17 protein-coding genes are annotated in these 16509 nt (G+C 58.3%); 13 read left to right on the plus strand and 4 right to left on the minus strand.

The window, feature by feature from the left end; translation table 11 throughout:
* Positions 1-33: 33 nt before the first annotated feature.
* From OQH67_RS12855 to OQH67_RS12865, 3 genes are all read left to right on the plus strand, one after another.
* On the plus strand, positions 34-1638 hold the full coding sequence (locus tag OQH67_RS12855) for a DUF4153 domain-containing protein (protein WP_215435057.1): 1605 nt from the start codon (positions 34-36) through the stop codon (positions 1636-1638).
* A gap of 86 nt (positions 1639-1724) precedes the next feature.
* Positions 1725-2891 (plus strand): 1-deoxy-D-xylulose-5-phosphate reductoisomerase, encoded by a 1167-nt coding sequence (locus tag OQH67_RS12860; RefSeq protein WP_215435056.1) that lies wholly within the window; start codon positions 1725-1727, stop codon positions 2889-2891.
* Between the two features lie 15 nt (positions 2892-2906).
* Positions 2907-4124, plus strand: a complete 1218-nt coding sequence (locus OQH67_RS12865; protein ID WP_215435055.1) for a DUF418 domain-containing protein — start codon at positions 2907-2909, stop codon at positions 4122-4124.
* Between the two features lie 79 nt (positions 4125-4203).
* Here the strand turns inward: OQH67_RS12865 and OQH67_RS12870 are convergent, their stop codons facing one another.
* A complete protein-coding gene (locus tag OQH67_RS12870) occupies positions 4204-4743 on the minus strand; it encodes a hypothetical protein (protein ID WP_215435054.1) in 540 nt (179 codons plus the stop codon).
* A 58-nt stretch (positions 4744-4801) separates the two neighbouring features.
* On the opposite strand from OQH67_RS12870, the gene OQH67_RS12875 reads away from it, so the two are divergent.
* The 3 genes from OQH67_RS12875 to OQH67_RS12885 all read left to right on the plus strand — a co-directional run bounded on the left by OQH67_RS12875 (position 4802) and on the right by OQH67_RS12885 (position 7262).
* Positions 4802-5137 carry a hypothetical protein gene (locus tag OQH67_RS12875; RefSeq protein ID WP_215435053.1) on the plus strand — a complete coding sequence of 112 codons (336 nt, stop codon included), beginning with the start codon at positions 4802-4804 and terminating at the stop codon, positions 5135-5137.
* 392 nt (positions 5138-5529) lie between these two features.
* On the plus strand, positions 5530-6546 hold the full coding sequence (locus OQH67_RS12880; RefSeq protein WP_215458878.1) for a hypothetical protein: 1017 nt from the start codon (positions 5530-5532) through the stop codon (positions 6544-6546).
* 263 nt (positions 6547-6809) lie between these two features.
* Positions 6810-7262, plus strand: a complete 453-nt coding sequence (locus tag OQH67_RS12885; RefSeq protein WP_215435051.1) for a 6-pyruvoyl trahydropterin synthase family protein — start codon at positions 6810-6812, stop codon at positions 7260-7262.
* A gap of 46 nt (positions 7263-7308) precedes the next feature.
* Here the strand turns inward: OQH67_RS12885 and OQH67_RS12890 are convergent, their stop codons facing one another.
* The 3 genes from OQH67_RS12890 to ffh all read right to left on the minus strand — a co-directional run bounded on the left by OQH67_RS12890 (position 7309) and on the right by ffh (position 11432).
* Positions 7309-8070, minus strand: a complete 762-nt coding sequence (locus tag OQH67_RS12890; RefSeq protein WP_215435050.1) for a DUF3313 domain-containing protein — start codon at positions 8068-8070, stop codon at positions 7309-7311.
* Positions 8071-8263: 193 nt separating this feature from the next.
* Positions 8264-9919, minus strand: a complete 1656-nt coding sequence (locus tag OQH67_RS12895; protein WP_215458879.1) for a beta-N-acetylhexosaminidase — start codon at positions 9917-9919, stop codon at positions 8264-8266.
* An 88-nt stretch (positions 9920-10007) separates the two neighbouring features.
* Positions 10008-11432, minus strand: coding sequence for a signal recognition particle protein (gene ffh / locus OQH67_RS12900; protein ID WP_215435048.1), 1425 nt, complete (start codon positions 11430-11432; stop codon positions 10008-10010).
* A 112-nt stretch (positions 11433-11544) separates the two neighbouring features.
* Between ffh and nadA the strand changes: the two genes are divergently transcribed.
* The 7 genes from nadA (at position 11545) to OQH67_RS12935 (ending at position 16499) form a co-directional block, all read left to right on the plus strand.
* A complete protein-coding gene (gene nadA / locus OQH67_RS12905; RefSeq protein WP_215435047.1) occupies positions 11545-12480 on the plus strand; it encodes a quinolinate synthase NadA in 936 nt (311 codons plus the stop codon).
* A 15-nt stretch (positions 12481-12495) separates the two neighbouring features.
* Entirely contained in the window at positions 12496-13500 is a 1005-nt protein-coding gene (locus OQH67_RS12910) for an SAM-dependent methyltransferase (protein WP_215435046.1), read from the plus strand.
* Between the two features lie 12 nt (positions 13501-13512).
* Complete coding sequence (locus OQH67_RS12915; RefSeq protein WP_215435045.1) at positions 13513-13794, plus strand: hypothetical protein; 282 nt, start codon at positions 13513-13515, stop codon at positions 13792-13794.
* 329 nt (positions 13795-14123) lie between these two features.
* The gene (gene nuoB / locus OQH67_RS12920) at positions 14124-14705 is read left to right on the plus strand and encodes an NADH-quinone oxidoreductase subunit NuoB (protein WP_215435044.1); all 582 of its coding nucleotides are present in this window, start codon (positions 14124-14126) and stop codon (positions 14703-14705) included.
* A 35-nt stretch (positions 14706-14740) separates the two neighbouring features.
* Complete coding sequence (locus OQH67_RS12925) at positions 14741-15325, plus strand: NADH-quinone oxidoreductase subunit C (protein ID WP_215435043.1); 585 nt, start codon at positions 14741-14743, stop codon at positions 15323-15325.
* Positions 15326-15360: 35 nt separating this feature from the next.
* Entirely contained in the window at positions 15361-16191 is an 831-nt protein-coding gene (locus OQH67_RS12930; protein WP_215435042.1) for an RbsD/FucU domain-containing protein, read from the plus strand.
* Positions 16188-16499 (plus strand): ribonuclease III domain-containing protein, encoded by a 312-nt coding sequence (locus OQH67_RS12935; protein WP_067572909.1) that lies wholly within the window; start codon positions 16188-16190, stop codon positions 16497-16499. Before OQH67_RS12930 ends, OQH67_RS12935 begins: the two co-directional genes overlap by 4 nt.
* Positions 16500-16509 lie beyond the last annotated feature (10 nt).

Here is a 16509-nt window from a genome sequence, read left to right on the forward strand (position 1 = left end):
TCCTTCCTGTTCATTCCTCTCCCGACAACTCCCATGGCAGGCCAGCCCTCTCTCTTTCCGGAACGCCCGGCGTTTCCGTCAATTCCAGCAGACACGCCCGTCCTTCCTCCGGCTCCGGACCTCCCCCCTTCCTGGTGGAGGCACGGGAACATACCGCTCGTTGCCCTGGCATGCAGCGGCTTTGCCGCGGATTTCATGTTCGGCACCCTGCAAGGGCTGGGAATCGGCACGGCGCTGGGCATCCTGCTGTACACCGCGGCCTTCCTCATGCTGCGGACGGATATCAGCCGCAAGGAACAGTGGTTCCTGGGCGTCATGGCCGTTCTGAATGCCACCGCTGTAAGCCTCAATCTTTCCCCGGATTCCCATTACAACTTGCTTGTCGCCATGTTTCTTCCCCTGGCCATTATTTTCCTGCCGCGGAAGGAGGGTAACGGCTACGTTCCCGGAACAAGATATACTTCCTGGCTGGAATACAGATTTTTCCGCATGAACCAGGTTCGAAAGGCGGCGCAGAGCCTCAAGGGAAAACTTCCTCTTGCCGCCAGCGTCGCCATCGGCATATCCCTGTTTCTGTTCTTTCTCTCCATTTTTGCGGACGGGAATCCTGTCGTCGCTTCCGTCAGGACCGCCATGAACGAGCTGGCCGTCCGCTACCTGTCCTGGCTGCTTCCCAGCAGGGAGATGTTTATTCACTTCCTCCTGTGGGTACTGGGTTCCCTGTCCTTCGGCATTCTGACCATGCACCGCAGATGCGCCCCCTTTGGCGAGGACCGGCCCATCCGGCCGGAGAAGCCGTGGCTGCCATCCCTTCCGGTCATTTCCCTGCTGTTCATCAACCTGGCTTTCCTGGTCAATAACGGAACGGACATCTCCTTCTTGTGGAGCGGGACGGTGCCGGAAGGTATTTCCCAGACAGGCTACCTGCATGAAGGGGCGGACTCCCTTACGCTGGCAGCCATTCTTTCCGGCTTGATCCTGCTGGTCATGTTCCGCTCTTCCGGGGCCGTAAGGGCTTCAAAAACGGGGACCGTCCTCGGCTTTATTCTCGCTGTCCAGACAGGGCTGATCGCCGCCAGCGTCGCGATGAGGCTGTACAACCAGATAGAAGACTTCGGCTTTTCCCCCACGCGTGTTACGGCCGGAATTTACCTGCTCCTGGGGGCCTGTTTCCTGGGCCTTCTGTTCGCCTACATGGCCGGCAGCGGCAACTGGGAACGCTACGGGGTGCGCTGCGGGGCCTTGTCCCTCGTCTTCCTGTGCCTGGCGGGATTCCGCAGCCCTTCCCAGTTGAGCGGGGACCTCAACCTGATGACCATGGACAGCCACCCGGAGTGGTATTTCAGCGACGGCGACCTGTCGCGCTTTGAAATCCGTGACAATTTTTCTTTTGCGGCAGCTGTTTACCAAAGGCTGGGAGCGGACACCGTAGCAGGAGCCAATGTATACCAGATGATTAGAGAGTCCATTTTTTACTATAAGATTTCCAACTGGAGATCCTTCAATTTGCAGGGATGGCGCAAAAAATGCCAGGACGAGGCGTTCAGCCGCCTTCCCGTTCCCACGGCGGAGGCCACTTACGAGACCGATGCCTGGAAACCCTCCCGGCGCCCCACGGGCATGAAACCCGAGGCTTAACGGAAAACCTCCCCGCTCCGCCACGGCAAGATTTTCATCCCCCGGCTTGTCAAGAGGCCGTATTTTTTGCATCATTCTTTTCCGTTATGCAGAAACGACGCGTCGTTATCCTGGGTTCCACGGGTTCCATCGGAACCAGCGCCCTGAAAGTAGCCCGGGACATTCGGGACAGAATGGAAGTGGTGGGCCTGGCCGCCGGCAGCAACGCGGAGGCCCTGGCCCTCCAGGCACGGGAATTCGGCGTTCACAACGTCTGCATTTACGATCTGTCCAGGGCGGAGGAACTCTCCCGCGCCCTTCCCGGTGTGCAGGTTGAAACAGGGGAAAAAGGCCTGTGCCGCCTGGCACAGCTTCCGGAGGCGGACATGGTGCTGATTTCCATCGTGGGCACAGCGGGGCTGCGCCCGGCACTGGCCGCCATTGAGGCGGGGAAGGACCTGGCCATCGCCAGCAAGGAAATTCTGGTCATGGCCGGACAGATCGTGATGGAAAAAGCGAGGCAGGCCGGAGTGCGCGTACTGCCCGTGGACAGCGAGCACAACGCCATTTTCCAATGCCTGAACGGCAACCACGGGGGGCCGGAAGCCGTCTCCCGTCTGATCCTGACAGCCTCCGGAGGCCCCTTCCGCACCTGGAAGAAGGAAGACCTGGAACACGTCACTCTGGAACAGGCGCTCAAGCACCCCACCTGGACCATGGGCCGGAAGATCACCATCGATTCCGCCACCCTGTTCAACAAGGGACTGGAGATGATCGAAGCCCGCTGGCTGTTCGATGTCCCCATGAACAAGGTGGACGTGATCGTGCACCCGCAAAGCATCGTGCATTCCATGGTGGAATACATGGACGGCACCGTTCTGGCCCAGATGAGCAGTTCGGACATGTGCTTCCCCATCCAGTACGCCGTCACCTGGCCCGACCGCGTTCCCAATTCCCTGAAACAGCTCAATTTCGCGGAGATCGGCCAACTGGTTTTCGAGGCCCCGCGGCCGGACGCCTTCCCCGCCCTGGACCTGGCGCGCAGGGCCGGAGAATGCTGCGGCACGATGCCCGCCGTGTACAATGCCGCCAATGAAGTGGCGGTGGACGCCTTTATCCGCGGCGATCTCCGCTTCACCGGCATCTGGAAGCTGGTGGAAGCCGTCATGAACGACCATGCGAACACGGACCCCCGCGGAAACCTGGCCCCCATTCTGGAGGCGGACGCCTGGGCCAGGGACCACGCCGCCGCACTGATACCTTCCATGCACTGATTTTTTCCTTCTCTCATGACAGCCCGGAGTTCCTCCGGGGCCCCCGCTCCCGCGCCCCGGATCACCATTCTTGACATTCTCAGGGCACTGGCCCTGCTGGGCATCGTCATCGTCCACGCGCACGACCATTTCAACCTGTACCTTCCCGTTCTCCCCGCTGCGGGATGGCAGGCGGCGGCCAACGGAGCCGCGGACTGGCTCTACGAACATCTTTTCGTCAGCAAGTCGTTCCTTCTCTTTTCCTTCCTGTTCGGCCTCAGCTTCTTCATCCAGCTGGACAGGCAGGAGCAAAGAGGCGTGGATTTCCGGAAAAGATTCATGTGGAGGCTCGTTCTGCTGTTCCTGCTGGGCCTGGTCCACACCCTGTTTTACGACGGGGACATTCTCACCATCTTTGGAGTCCTTGGGTTCGCGCTGGTTCTGCTGTACAGGCGCAGCACTCCTTTTCTTGTCATTCTGTGCCTGCTGTGCCTGATGCAGCCCGTCAACGTCATGGATGCGCTGGCCCGGGCCGGAATGGCGGAGGGCTGGCCCCATTCCTCCGGCTGGTTCCTCCCGGATTCCCCGGCGGCGGGGCCTTCCCGGGAATTCCTGTACGCCGGCGACTCCTGGGGGGAGGCGGCCTGGTGGAACCTCACCCGGGGGCAGCTCGGGAAATGGCAGTTTTTCCTGCTCAGCGGCCGTATCTGGCAGACGCTGGGGCTGTTTATTCTGGGCATGCTGGCAGGCAGATGGAGGCTGTTTGCGGACGCTCCCGGCAAGCGTGTTCTGTTCCTCCGGCTGCTGGCAGTTTCCCTCTTGCTATTCCTGTCCCTGCTGGCCGTGCGGACGCTCCTTGTTCCGCTGACGTCCTCCCCCGCGGGTTCCGACCTCCGGCACCTTGTCCTTCAGTGGGAAAACCTTTCCTATGTAGCGGCTTTCGTTTCCGGAGCCGTCCTGCTGTTTTCCCGCCCCGGGCTTCCCCTGCCCTCCGCCCTGCTCAGCAGCACCGGAAAATGCACGCTGACCTGCTACGTAACGCAAACGCTGATATTCACGTTCCTGTTCTTCGGCTGGGGCCTGGGGCTGGCGCAGAGCATGGGGCCATGGATATGCCTGTGTTCCGCCGTGGCGGTCTTCTGCCTTCAGGCATGGGTATGCCGCCAGTGGCTGAAGCACTTCCTGTACGGCCCGCTGGAATGGCTGTGGCGCACGGCCACCATGTGCCGGATGCAGCCGTTCATCAGGAAATAAGGCCAGCACCTCGCACAGGACTCCCTTCCTCAAGCCAGGGAAGCGCGGAAAGCGGTTTTCCCGTGGAACGGCGGCGGATTCACAGTCCCCACACGGAATAGCACAGGACAAGCACAATATTGACTGCGGCGGCGAGAAAAAAACGGCCGATTTTCAAATAGCCGATTTTTCCCAGCACGAGCGACAACAGCAGAAAGGTGGAATACAGGGCAATCCAGATTAGGGCGAACGCCGCCAGGGCGCTGCCATTGCCTCCTCTGTCAAGGGTCATGTGCCAGCCGGACAGAATCAGCGAGAGTGCGGGCATGACCGCATAAACGGCATACACCCAGTTCCGGACTACCGGTCTGGAGGTGACGACCAGCGGGTCCTTGTCAAAAAGAACGTGGCCGGACTTGATCGCAGTCCCGGTCTCCCTGCGCAACGCAAAGGGTAAATAGAACGGTACCAGCATCGGCAGAAGGGCGGGCCATCCGTACACAATCGCCCCCAGGCCGATGATGAAGGCTAAAACTGAAACAAGAATGACCGGCGCCAGTGCGATCAACAGGAAGACGAGGCCCGTTTTGCGATCAGCCCTGTCCCCCATTTTCAGGAATGTCCATGAGATATAAGCCATAAGCACCAGTCAGGATGTTCTCCTTCCGACCTTATTACGATACAGGCCCCAAGCATGGATGGCAAGAGATTTGCAGACTTCACGGATTGGGAATCCGGAATATATTCTGAAAGAAGCTGCCGCTCTTTTTCTGGTTGGCACCAAACGGCATGTTTCGTTGAACCATCAAATCCGATTCGTTTTTTCAACAAGGAAGAAATATACTGCAAATAAATTGTTTCTGCCCTTCACCAAACCAGGAAAGGTCGAAAAATGGAGGAGAATTACCCTGCCGCAGCGCTTCGAAAACCATTCGGTTCCGAAAGCCGAAAGTCTTCCGTTCCCAGTGGAACTCCTTCAGATAAATAAAAAGGAATTTTACTCCAACTGCTTTTCTATCAAAATTGCATGTTGACTTCCGGATTCCCAATCCTTACTCTCCGATAAGGATTTCAGGCTTGTACTGTTACCGCTTTTTCCAGCCAAAATAATATCTTCTCTTCCCAAATGGTTGTCTTGAACAGCAAATCTTGGATTTTCTTATCTATTCTTTATCTTGCGCTGCCCGTCATGATTTGGCTTTGTGGATGGGTTCAGCCTTCTTTCTCGCTACCTCTTCTGGCGGTTTTGACAACAGGTATTTTTCTTGTTTACCGCAAGCTTCCTTCGGAACAGGCTTCTCTTCCGCGTCTTCCTTTCATTGCATCTCTGGCAATTATTTTTTGCGCAACGGCCATCATCGGATTTACAGGACATTTTGAACAGAATTCGGATTTTTTCCTTAGAAATCCCATTTACAGTAATTTGGTGCGCTATGACTGGCCACTTGTTTTTCCGGACGGAAACCTGCTTGTCTATTACTTCGGGTTCTGGCTTCCTCCCGCCCTGGCGTCCAAATTCTTTCCCCTGGGATGGAGTCCGTACCTTTTATGGCTGTGGAGCCTGACCGGGATGGTGCTGTTTACAGGAACCATGTCCTTTTACTTTAAAAGCAGGATATGGATTTTCATCCTCGTACTCTTTTCCCTGGCACCTCTCAACGTAGTGATCAACAAGACGGGAATCGTCTATTTTTTGCTGGGAGTGAAAGAAGTTGGACAAGACCTGCACTGGAACTGCTGCATGGCTCAACTGGTTTGCACATTCAACCACTTTATTCCCTGCCTTGTGTTTGGAGGGGTTTTTATCAACAGGATGCTCGATAAAGGCAGCCTGCTTTTCTTCAGCAGCCTTCTCCTGTTGTGCTCCCCATTCGGAGGGATCGCCTTCCTGCCTTACCTGGCGGCCGCCATTTATCCGGACAAAAGTTTCTTTTCCGACATGTTCCGTTCCTGGAACGCACGGTCCTTTTTCCTTACGGCGTCCGCTTGCGGAATCGTTCTGGTGACGGCTTTATTCATGTCTGGAGCCGGTTCCATGAACGTCCTGCTGCTTTTCCAGAAAGAAACGGATGAGTCCATGATCCTTCTGGGCAGAACCATCATTTTCCTTGCTGCCAACCTGGTCATTCCCGCAATTCTTCTTTACCCCGTTTTCCGGAAATCCTCCATGTTCTGGATAACGATCTGCGGTTTTGCAGCCTGTACACTCATTTACGTGGGAGTTCGCTACAATGAGCTTGTTTTCAAAACATCAGGCGTTTTCTTTTTCTTCCTTGCCATTCTATGTACACAGGCTTTTCCCATGCTGGGGAAAGTTCGGAAATTCCTCCTTGTTGCCTATATCGCCCTCTGCAGCATTTTTCCGATCAGGCTCTTCATGCATCATGCCAAGACATTTTCAGTCACCCCGGTAGGCATTCAGAAGAATATCCGCAATGAATGAAAAGGCTCCCTTTACCATCCTGAACACATTGCCTACTGGTCGATCGTGAAAAAGCCGACCCCGTTGGAACAGTTGCTGTTTTATTTCCGGGAAGGGGAAAGCGCCAAAGGAGTCATGGCATGGTGCCGCACAGAACGGAACATGAGTACTCCAGTCCAACCTCCCGCAGAAGGAGGAAGCCATCTGGAAACGGCAGTTCCGCAAGACAAATAACGCCCCTGTTTGATATTGCCCCCCATGCCCCGGCGCGCTATCCTTCTTGCATGGCATACCGAATTTGCAAATCGATCGAGCTGGAGAGCGGACACCTTTTATCCAAGCATCCGGGCAACTGCAAATTCCCCCACGGCCATACCCGTTCCGTGGAGATGGTGTTCCGCGCGGATTCCCTGGACGCCAGCGACATGGTGCTGGATTTCAAGGCCGTCAAGCAGATGATGGGGGATTTTCTCCAGCAGTTCGACCATTCCCTGTGCATGAATACGGAAGATCCGAACTACGGGACCTTTCTAGCCGCGTACGGAGACCGCATTATTCCGTTTGACCGGGAAGACCCCACCAGCGAGGTGATGGCCCGCACCATTTTCATCTACGCCCAGGAAGCCCTGGAAAAGGCCAAGAAAACTTTCACGGAATACCCCGTCAGGGATTGCGTCACGCTGGAGCGCGTGCGCGTCTGGGAAACCAGCAGTTCCTGGGCGGAATACGGAGAATAGGGAAAGAACAGGGCATTCCGGTCCCGGCAGAATGACCGTTCCTCTGTTAAAACGGATTCAGCGTCATCATGTGCTTGTTCGTCCTGTGCCCGTAGGCGGTGGAGTACACATCCGCAATTTCCCGCGCCCATTCATCAATGGTATGGTGATGATGGGCGTATTTTCTAAAGTCTTTGGTGTCCACGCCCAGCAAGGAACTGTGGTCTTCCTCATAATCCGCGAATTCGGAGACCACCCGGCCCCGGTCGTCACGCACGCGACCGGCCATGGCTATGTGCCCTTTCTTGATGAAACGTTTTGCCAGTCCGCCGCCCTTGATGCCGCTTAACGCCGTTACGAAAATCCCGGCTTTGGCATTCGTCGGCGTGATGGAAGTGATCGCCAGCTCCAGAGTATATGCCCCCCTGGTTCCCAGCGGTACCATGCGGAAATGAGGGGTTTTTTCCGCGGTTTTTTCAAGCTGGGAATTCACGCTTTTCCGGAAGTATTCCGCCAGGTCACGCAAGGCCTCCTGACCTTCCGGAGTGTCCGGGCGCACGTCCATGTGCCCCGTGTCGACGGAAGCCACGGCCAGCAGGTTTTCCTTGCCATGCTCACCCTTTACCCGTTCATTCCAGGCTTTTTCATCGGGGGCGTTCCAGTACGCATCAAAGGGGATGTGGGAATCCCCGTTTTTGACGTGATGGGTTACAAATCCCGTCTGAGGCACCTTCTTGAAGTTATTGGAACAGGAGACCGCCGTCATGCAGACAAGCAGCATAAGCATCATCACGGAAAGCAGGGACAGGAAACGGCGCATCTTCATCATCAGTCGTCAATTTGATCCCTTTCATACCCAATACACCCTTTTTTGTCAATAAAACCCGGCTTATGCCGGGCATTCGATCCGGAAACGCCCCTTTTCCCAATTCTCCCTGAATGGAAGCAGCATTCCCGGAAAAACCGGGGACGGCGCTCCTCAGCCATGTTTGCGCCGATTCCGTCGTCCGTTAGGAGAAAGGCTACCCGTCCTCCTCGTCCATGGGGCGGTATTTCACGGCCAGCTTTTCCAGGAGTTTCAGGGCCAGGGCTGCGCGGCTGCGGAAGGATTTGTAATCCCTGGGGTCGCAGTCGCTCCAGGCCCGTTCCGCCAGAGCCAGGGCACGGGGCCATGCCATGTATTCCACCAGTCCCATGTCGTAAAGGTATTCCGTCCAGATATTGGCCTGGAGTCCGCGGATTTTCCGGGCTTCCTCCGGGGCCAGTTCCGGCAGTTCGTAGCCGTAAACCTGCCTGAGGGGTATGAGGCCGCCAATGGCCTTCGGTTCCGCGGCGGAGGCGGACTGGTAGTAGTCAAAATAGAAATGGGAGGAAGGCGAGAGGATGACGGAGTGGCCCTTCCTGGCCGCTCCCGCAGCGACATCATTGCCGCGCCACGCCATCACAAAGATGTGTTTGTCGGCTTCCAGTTCCCCGCCCTCGTCCCAGACGATGGCGTCATAGCCTCCCTGCCGCACATAGGACGCGACCTGTTGGAGAAAGTCCCTGCCGAGGGCTTTCAGGCTGTTTTCATTCAATTCTTTCAGACGGCTTTGGCAGTACTTGCAGTTCCTCCATGATTCCGTGGACACTTCATCATGCCCCAGATGGATGGGGGAACCGGGTGGAAAGATGGTCTTCAGTTCATCCACCACGTCTTTCACGAACCGGAGGGTTTCCGGCCGCCCCATGCAAACGGTATCCCGACCCTTCTTGCCTTCCACGGGAAAGTTGACTCCGTCGCAGACCAGTTCTCCGTAAGCGTGCATGGCGGCATACGCATGGCCGGGCAGCTCTATTTCCGGAACGACGGTCACCCGGCGGCTCCGGGCATACGCGATGATTTCCTTCATCTGCTCCTGCGTGTAGAATCCGCCGTACGTCGCTTCCGGATCGTTTTCCTGAATGGCCAGCTTTACTTCCTGCCAGTTCCATTCCCCGCTGGCCAGCGGCACGCGCCAGGCGCTCATGGCCGTCAGGAGCGGGTATTTTTTGATTTCCAGCCGCCAGCCGGGACCGTCCGTGAGGTGCAGGTGCAGCCGGTTGAGCTTGAAGAGGGACATGGTGTCAATCATGCGCTTGACTTCCGCCATCGTGAAGAAATGGCGGGAGACGTCCAGCATGATGCCCCGCCATTCGAACTGCGGAACATCCCTGATGGAGAATGCGGGTACGGAAAAGCCGCCTTCCGTCCGGTTGGCGTTCAGTATTTGCACCGCACTCTGCCACGCGTAGAAGAGCCCCTGCGGAGCCGCCGCGCGCAGATGCAGGACGCCTCTTCCTCCCTTCCGGTTTTCCAGGCGCATTTCATAGCCCTCTCCCGTTTCTGCGGACTCGCCTTCCAGGGAACACAGCACGTCCGCGGATTCCCTGTCCCCGGTCATGGAGAGTCCCGTGACAATGCCCTGGGCATTCAGAACATTCAGCAGGGCTTCCACCGTTCCGGCGTCCCTGCCGGGGGCATAAACGGCCAGGCGCAGAGGCAGGCGCACGGGAACGGAGGCGTCGGACCTGCATTCGGACGGCGCGGGAAGCAAAACGTCTTCCGCAGGGACGGGAGCTCCTCCCGCGGCCGTCAGGCATGCCGCCAGAGCCAGAATGGCGCTCATCCGGTGAAAACGTTCCCTGGTCAGCCTCATTCCGGGTTTACGTTTCCAGAGGCAGAACCCTTTCACCCAGGGAAAACAAAAAAGGCGCGGCATGATGCCCGCGCCTTTTTCAAAACGGTTATTTGCGGCCGCCGAACAGGCCCCCCAGACCTCCGCCGAGGCCTTTCAAGGCGCCCAGGCCTCCTCCCATTCCGGGAAGGCTGGGCATCTTGCCGCCTTTCATGGCCCCCATCTGCTTCATCATGGCGCCCATTTTGCCCTTGCCGGACATCATCTTGCGCATTTCCGAAAAGTTCTTGATGAGCTTGTTCACCTCCATCAGGGAACGACCGGAGCCGGCGGCAATGCGCCGGCGGCGGGACGGGTTCAGCAGGTTGGGGTTGCTGCGCTCCCTGGCCGTCATGGAAAGGACGATGGCTTCCATGTGCTTCATCCTTTTGGGATCAAGCGCGCCGTCCGGGAGCTGCTTTTTGATTTTTCCGAAGCCGGGCAGAAGTCCCAGCAGCCCTTCCAGGGGACCCAGGTTCTGCATCATTTTCATCTGGTCCAGAAAGTCGTTGAAGTCGAATTTGCCGGACATCATGCGGCTCATGGATTTGGCCGCCTGTTCCTCGTCAATGCGGGCGGCGGCATGCTCCACCAGGCCCACGATGTCCCCCATGCCCAGAATACGGTCCGCCATGCGGCCGGGGACGAAGGGGCCGAACTGGTCCAGTTTTTCCCCTTCCCCGGAGAATTTGATGGGCTTGCCCGTCACGGAACGCATGGAGAGGGCCGCGCCGCCGCGAGCGTCGCCGTCCAGCTTGGTCAGGACGATACCCGTCACGTTGACGGCCCGGTCAAAGGTCTGGGCCACGCCGACGGCCTGCTGCCCCGTGGCGGCATCCACCACCAGCAGGGTTTCACGGGGAGAGAGGAAGGAGTGCAGATGGCGCAGTTCGTCGATCAGCGCCTCGTCCACTTCCTGGCGGCCCGCCGTGTCAAAGATCATGACGGTTCCGTTCTGGGTTTTGGCCCATTCCAGGGCTTCCCGGGCCACGGCCACCACGTCCCGGCTGCCGGGCGCGGGCTTGTACACGGGCACCTGGATCTGTTCCGCCAGGGTAGCCAGCTGGTCAACGGCGGCGGGGCGTACCAGGTCGCAGGCCACCAGCAGGGGGCGGCGCCCTTCGTTTTTCAGGCGCAGGGCCAGCTTCGCGCTGGTGGTGGTCTTCCCGGCGCCGTTCAGGCCCACCACCATGATTCTGGCAGGGTCCGTCAGGTCCAGGCCTACGGCATCGCCGCCCAGCAGGGAGGCGATTTCATCACGGAAGATTTTGACGATCTGTTCTCCGGGCTTGATGGATTTGAGCACTTCCTGCCCCATGGCGCGCTCCTTGACGCGGGCAATGAAGTCCCTGGCCACGCCGAACTCCACGTCGGCTTCCAGCAGGGCCAGCCGGATGTCGCGCATGGCGTCCGCAATGTTCTTTTCAGAAATCTTTCCCAGGCCCCTCAGCCTCCGGAACGTGTTGTCCAGTTTATCTGCTAAAAGTGAAAACATAATCGTGCGGTGTGCCAGACTGTGCCACAATTCCCCGCCTCCGTCAACAGGCGCGGCCTGCATCAGGACATGATGCTTGACTTGCCGGGGCTTCCGTCCCATCTTTTCCCGCATGGCACCCGTTGACCTGAAAGAGGAAATCCTGCGCTTGAAGAAAGAGCGCAACGCCATCATCCTGGCGCACAGCTACCAGACGGCGGATATCCAGGATATTGCGGATTTTGTGGGGGATTCCCTGGGACTGGCCTACAAGGCGCAGAGCACGGACTGCCGCGTGATCGCCTTCTGCGGCGTTCACTTCATGGCGGAAACCGCCAAGATTCTCAATCCGGATAAAACGGTCGTCCTGCCGGACGCCGACGCCGGGTGTTCCCTAGAGGCCTCCTGCGACGCCGGGGACCTGGCAGCCTTCCTGAACGAGAACGCCCATAGGAATTATTATGTCGTGGCGTACGTCAACTGCTCCATAGGCGTGAAGGCCCTGGCGGACGTCATCGTCACTTCCGGGAATGCCGTCAACATTGTCTCCCAGGCTCCGGAGGACCGCCCCATCCTGTTCGTGCCGGACCAGAACCTGGGCGCGTGGGTAGGCCGCCAGCTCGGCCGCCCCATGGAGCTGTGGAACGGCTCCTGCCACGTTCACATGGAATTCACGCGGGACCAGATCCAGGCCCTGAAGGGCCGGCACCCCGGCGCCCTGGTGGTGGCCCATCCGGAATGCACGGAGGCCGTGCGCCTGCTGGCGGACCACATCTGCTCCACGGAAAAGATGATTCCCTTCTGTACGGAGAGCCCCGCCTCCTCCTTCATCATCGTGACGGAATCCGGCATCCTGCACCGCCTGCGCAAGCTGGTGCCGGGCAAGGAGTTCATCCCGGCACCCACGGAACAGTGCTCCTGCAGCACCTGCCCGTACATGAAGATGAATACGCTGGAAAAACTGTACCACGCCCTGCGTGACCTCACCCCTGCCGTGGAATTGCCGGAAGACCTGCGCAAACGGGCGGAGGCCCCCCTGCTCCGCATGCTGGAACAGTCCAAATCCTGACCGCCGTTCCCGGACATGATACGCCTTTCCGACCACATCGCCGCAGCCGGGGGCTGGCTTTCCCTGGAAGCCTTCATGCAACTGGCCCTGCACCATCCCGAGGAAGGCTATTATTCCACCGCCATTGAAAACATCGGAATGCGCGGGGATTTTTCCACCACGCCCACTCTTTCCCCCATTCTGGCCAAAGCCATCATCGCCCGCTGGAAGGAGGCGTGCGCCCGCTGCGGCACGCGCCTGCCCCTGCTGGAGATAGGAGCCGGGTCCGGCGCCCTGGCCGTCAAGATCATGGACCAGCTGGGCTTCTGGAACCGGCTGAACACGGATTACGTGATTGTGGAGGCGTCCCCCCGGCTCCGGGAGTTCCAGCACCTTTTGCTGGGCAGCCAGGCAAAAATCTATTCCGGCATGGAAAAAGCCCTGAAGCATTGCGGCGGAAAGGCCTTTATTTTTTCCAATGAACTGGTGGACGCCTTTCCCGCGCGGGTGTTCGAATACACGGAACAGGGCTGGCAGGAAGTCGGCCTGACCGTGAAGGACGGCGCCATCCGGGAGGAATTGCGTCCCGTCCTTCAGAAGCCCCTGTTTTCCCACATGCTGGAGTACGATTCCCAGCCGGGCCAGCGTATTGAAATCCATGATTCCTACGCCAAGTGGTTCACCGCATGGCTTCCCCTGTGGAGTACGGGCTCCATGACGGTCATCGACTATGGCGCGGAGATGGAATACCTGTACCATCGCCGCCCGAAGGGCTCCCTGCGCGGCTACAAGAGCCACCAGGTACTGAGCGGGGAAGAGCTGTACCGCTACCCCGGCATGACGGACATCACCTGCGACGTCAATTTCACGGACCTTCTGGAACTTTCCCGCAATTGCATCGGGGACCGGGTCACCCTGACCACCCAGCGTGACTACCTGCTTCCCTACGCGGAAAACACGCCGCAGGACGCCTTCCTGACGGACGAATACGGCGCGGGCAGTCATTTCCAGGTGCTGATTCACGAACGTTTGCAACCATGAACTCTATTTCTCATGACCATTCTGAATTTGCTGCTGGACCTTATTGATTCCCTGTCCCTGCTTTCCAGCCTCAATCCCTGCGCCCTCTATCCGGGAGAGTTTCTTTACTGGCGTCTTGGGGGCATCATCCTGCTGGCTTTCGTGCCGGGCGTATGGCTCTTCAGCGGCATGCTGGGGGACACGGCGTGCGTGGCGGCAAGCATTATCTCAGGGCTCTGGCTGATTGTTCATCTGGCCATCCGTTCCAGCCTTGCCTCCCACTACGAGAGAGGACAATCTAACAAGAATTATTGAGTATCAATACTCGAATTGCTCGTGTCATAATTTCTTCAACTTTTTTGAACGTCAAACCGTCATGCGGACTCTAACCTCCATCAGCAACAAACCGGACGGCGGGAGGTAGAGAGACCGCCGTTCATAATGGGGAGTTCTGAGTTTCATAGGTAATATAGTTGGATAAAAACCCGCACGGGGGCAACCCCGTGCGGGTTTATTCATCCCGTTCCGAATGGTTTGAAAGACCAGGCGGAACGGGGCCGTAGAAAAACATGACTGAACCAAATTAAGGCTTGAGAGTTGAAGGCAGGTCGCTAATCTGGCTCCAGCAAGATTTATCTATCATCATGGTCACCACAAACGAACCGAATATTTACGAAACAGGAGTATTGGACACCAATGCGGAAGGCAATTTCGTCTACACCACGCTGGATGCCGCCATCAACTGGATTCGTAAAAATTCCCTCTGGCCCATGCCGATGGGGCTTTCCTGCTGTGCCATCGAATTCATGGCCGTGGCCTGCTCCCGGTACGATCTTTCCCGCTTCGGCTCCGAAGTGACGCGCTTTTCCCCGCGCCAGGCGGACGTGATGATCGTTGCCGGCACCGTGACCTACAAGATGGCCTTGGCCGTGCGCCGCATCTGGGACCAGATGCCGGAGCCCAAATGGTGCATTGCGATGGGCGCCTGCGCTTCCACCGGCGGCATGTTCCGCTCCTATTCCGTGCTGCAGGGCGTGGACAAGATTCTGCCCGTGGACGTTTACATTTCCGGGTGCCCTCCCCGGCCGGAAGCCATTCTGGAAGCATTGCTCACCCTGCGCAAGAAGCTGGACACCCAGCATCCCGCCCGCACCTTCTTCAAGAAGGATGAACCCAGGGAAGCCAACTCCCCCATGCCGATTTCCACGGAAATGCCCATCGAATAATCCTTCCCTCCTCCACCTTTTAACTCCTTTTCTCCATGCCTTCTTCAGAATCACAGATCAAGACCGCCGCAGACAGCGTCCTGAACCGCTTCGGCAGGGACGTCATCACAGACCGTTATGAATTCCGCGGAGACACCACGCTGACCGTGGCCCGCAATTCCGTGGCGGAAGTCGTCCGCTGGCTGCGGGATTCCGCCGGGTTCGACATGCTGGTGAACCTCTGCTCCGTGGACAACATGGGCGAGAGCCCCCGCTTTGAAGTCATCTACACGCTGACCCAGGCGGAAACGGGCGTGAACCTGAGCCTCAAGACGAAGGTGGACGACGGCGAGGAAGTGCCCAGCGTCTCCGGGATTTTCCAGGGCGCCAACTGGCACGAACGCGAAGTGTGGGACCTGATGGGCATTAAATTCTCCGGCCATCCGGACATGCGCCGCATCCTGATGTGGGAGGGCTATCCCTATTTCCCGCTCCGGAAGGATTTCCCCGTCCAGGGCCTGCCCACGGAAGTGCCCGGAGTGGCGTTTACGGAAGCAGCCCCCACCCAGGGAGCGCCGTTCGCCACGGAACAGGGCGCCTGCCCCAGTACATGCCGCGAACCCAGGTCACACAAGTTTTAGCCCCGTTTTCCGCCCTGCGAGCCAGGGCCCGCCCCATGATCCGTTTCGCCTCCATCCTGTCAGTATGCTTCATCAGCCTGCTCGGCAGCTGCCAGAACGCCAATCCGGCAGAGCAGGAATGGAAGGATCAGTTGTATAAAAATCTGGCCCTCGTCGGAGCCAGGAATTGGATTGTCATTGCGGAGGCCTCTTTCCCGGCTTATACGGGCCCCGGCATCAAGACCATGGTTTCCGACAAGAAGTCCGACGAAGTTCTTCTTGAGGTTCTGGACATTCTGGAAGAGGAAGCCCACGTGCTGCCCCGCATCATGATCAGCTCCGAGCTGCGCAGCGTCACGGAAGACTACGCCCCCGGCATCAAGCGCTACCGCAACAATATCAACAAGATGCTTCCCGGACGCCAGCATTTTGAACTGATGAGCCGCACGATCAATTCCCTGATCGAGGACGCTTCCAAACAGTTCAATGTATTGGTCATCAAGACCAAAACGGCGCTTCCCTATTCCAACATTTACATTGAACTGGATTCCGGCTACTGGAATTCGGAGTCGGAAACGGCCCTGCGCAAAAAGCTGGAGGCCAGGGACGCCGCCAACCGCCGCCAGGCCGGGGATACCGTTCTGGACGTTCCTCTTGCTCCTGTCCCGGTCCCCAATCCCGCAACCGCACCGGTGCAGCCCAGTTCCGAAGCCCCGCCGCCGGCCGTTCCCGCCGCATCTCCTGCGGACAAGCTCCCCGTGCTCCCCAAAGACGGCGGACAACCGGCCCCTGCCGCGCCTCCGGCCGGAGACAAGGCGCCCGGTATCGCCCCGCCGCCCATCAAGGACCCGCTGGGCGGCAAGTCAGCCATCGCCAGATTTTCATGAACCGACATATCGATAAGGCTACCGAGGAACGCCTCCGCATTGAAGCATGGGTGGGCGACGCCATTCTGGCGCTCTACGTAAGGGAGTGGATTCTGGCGGAGGAAGGAGCCATCAACGGCAAGCTCTTCGTGGAATTCACCAGCAATGATTTCCTGCGCCGCACGGGCAACGCCACGGGAGTGGAAGCGGAAATAGGCCGCATGTTCAAGGCGGAGGGACTGGAAGCCGCCTACGCCTGGATTGAACAGAATTTGAGACCCCGCATGGAGGAGCGCTGGCATACCCTGCGCCGGAAAGCCCTCAGGTAATCCCGCCGCC

This window comes from Akkermansia biwaensis, from assembly GCF_026072915.1.
Lineage (GTDB): Bacteria > Verrucomicrobiota > Verrucomicrobiia > Verrucomicrobiales > Akkermansiaceae > Akkermansia > Akkermansia biwaensis.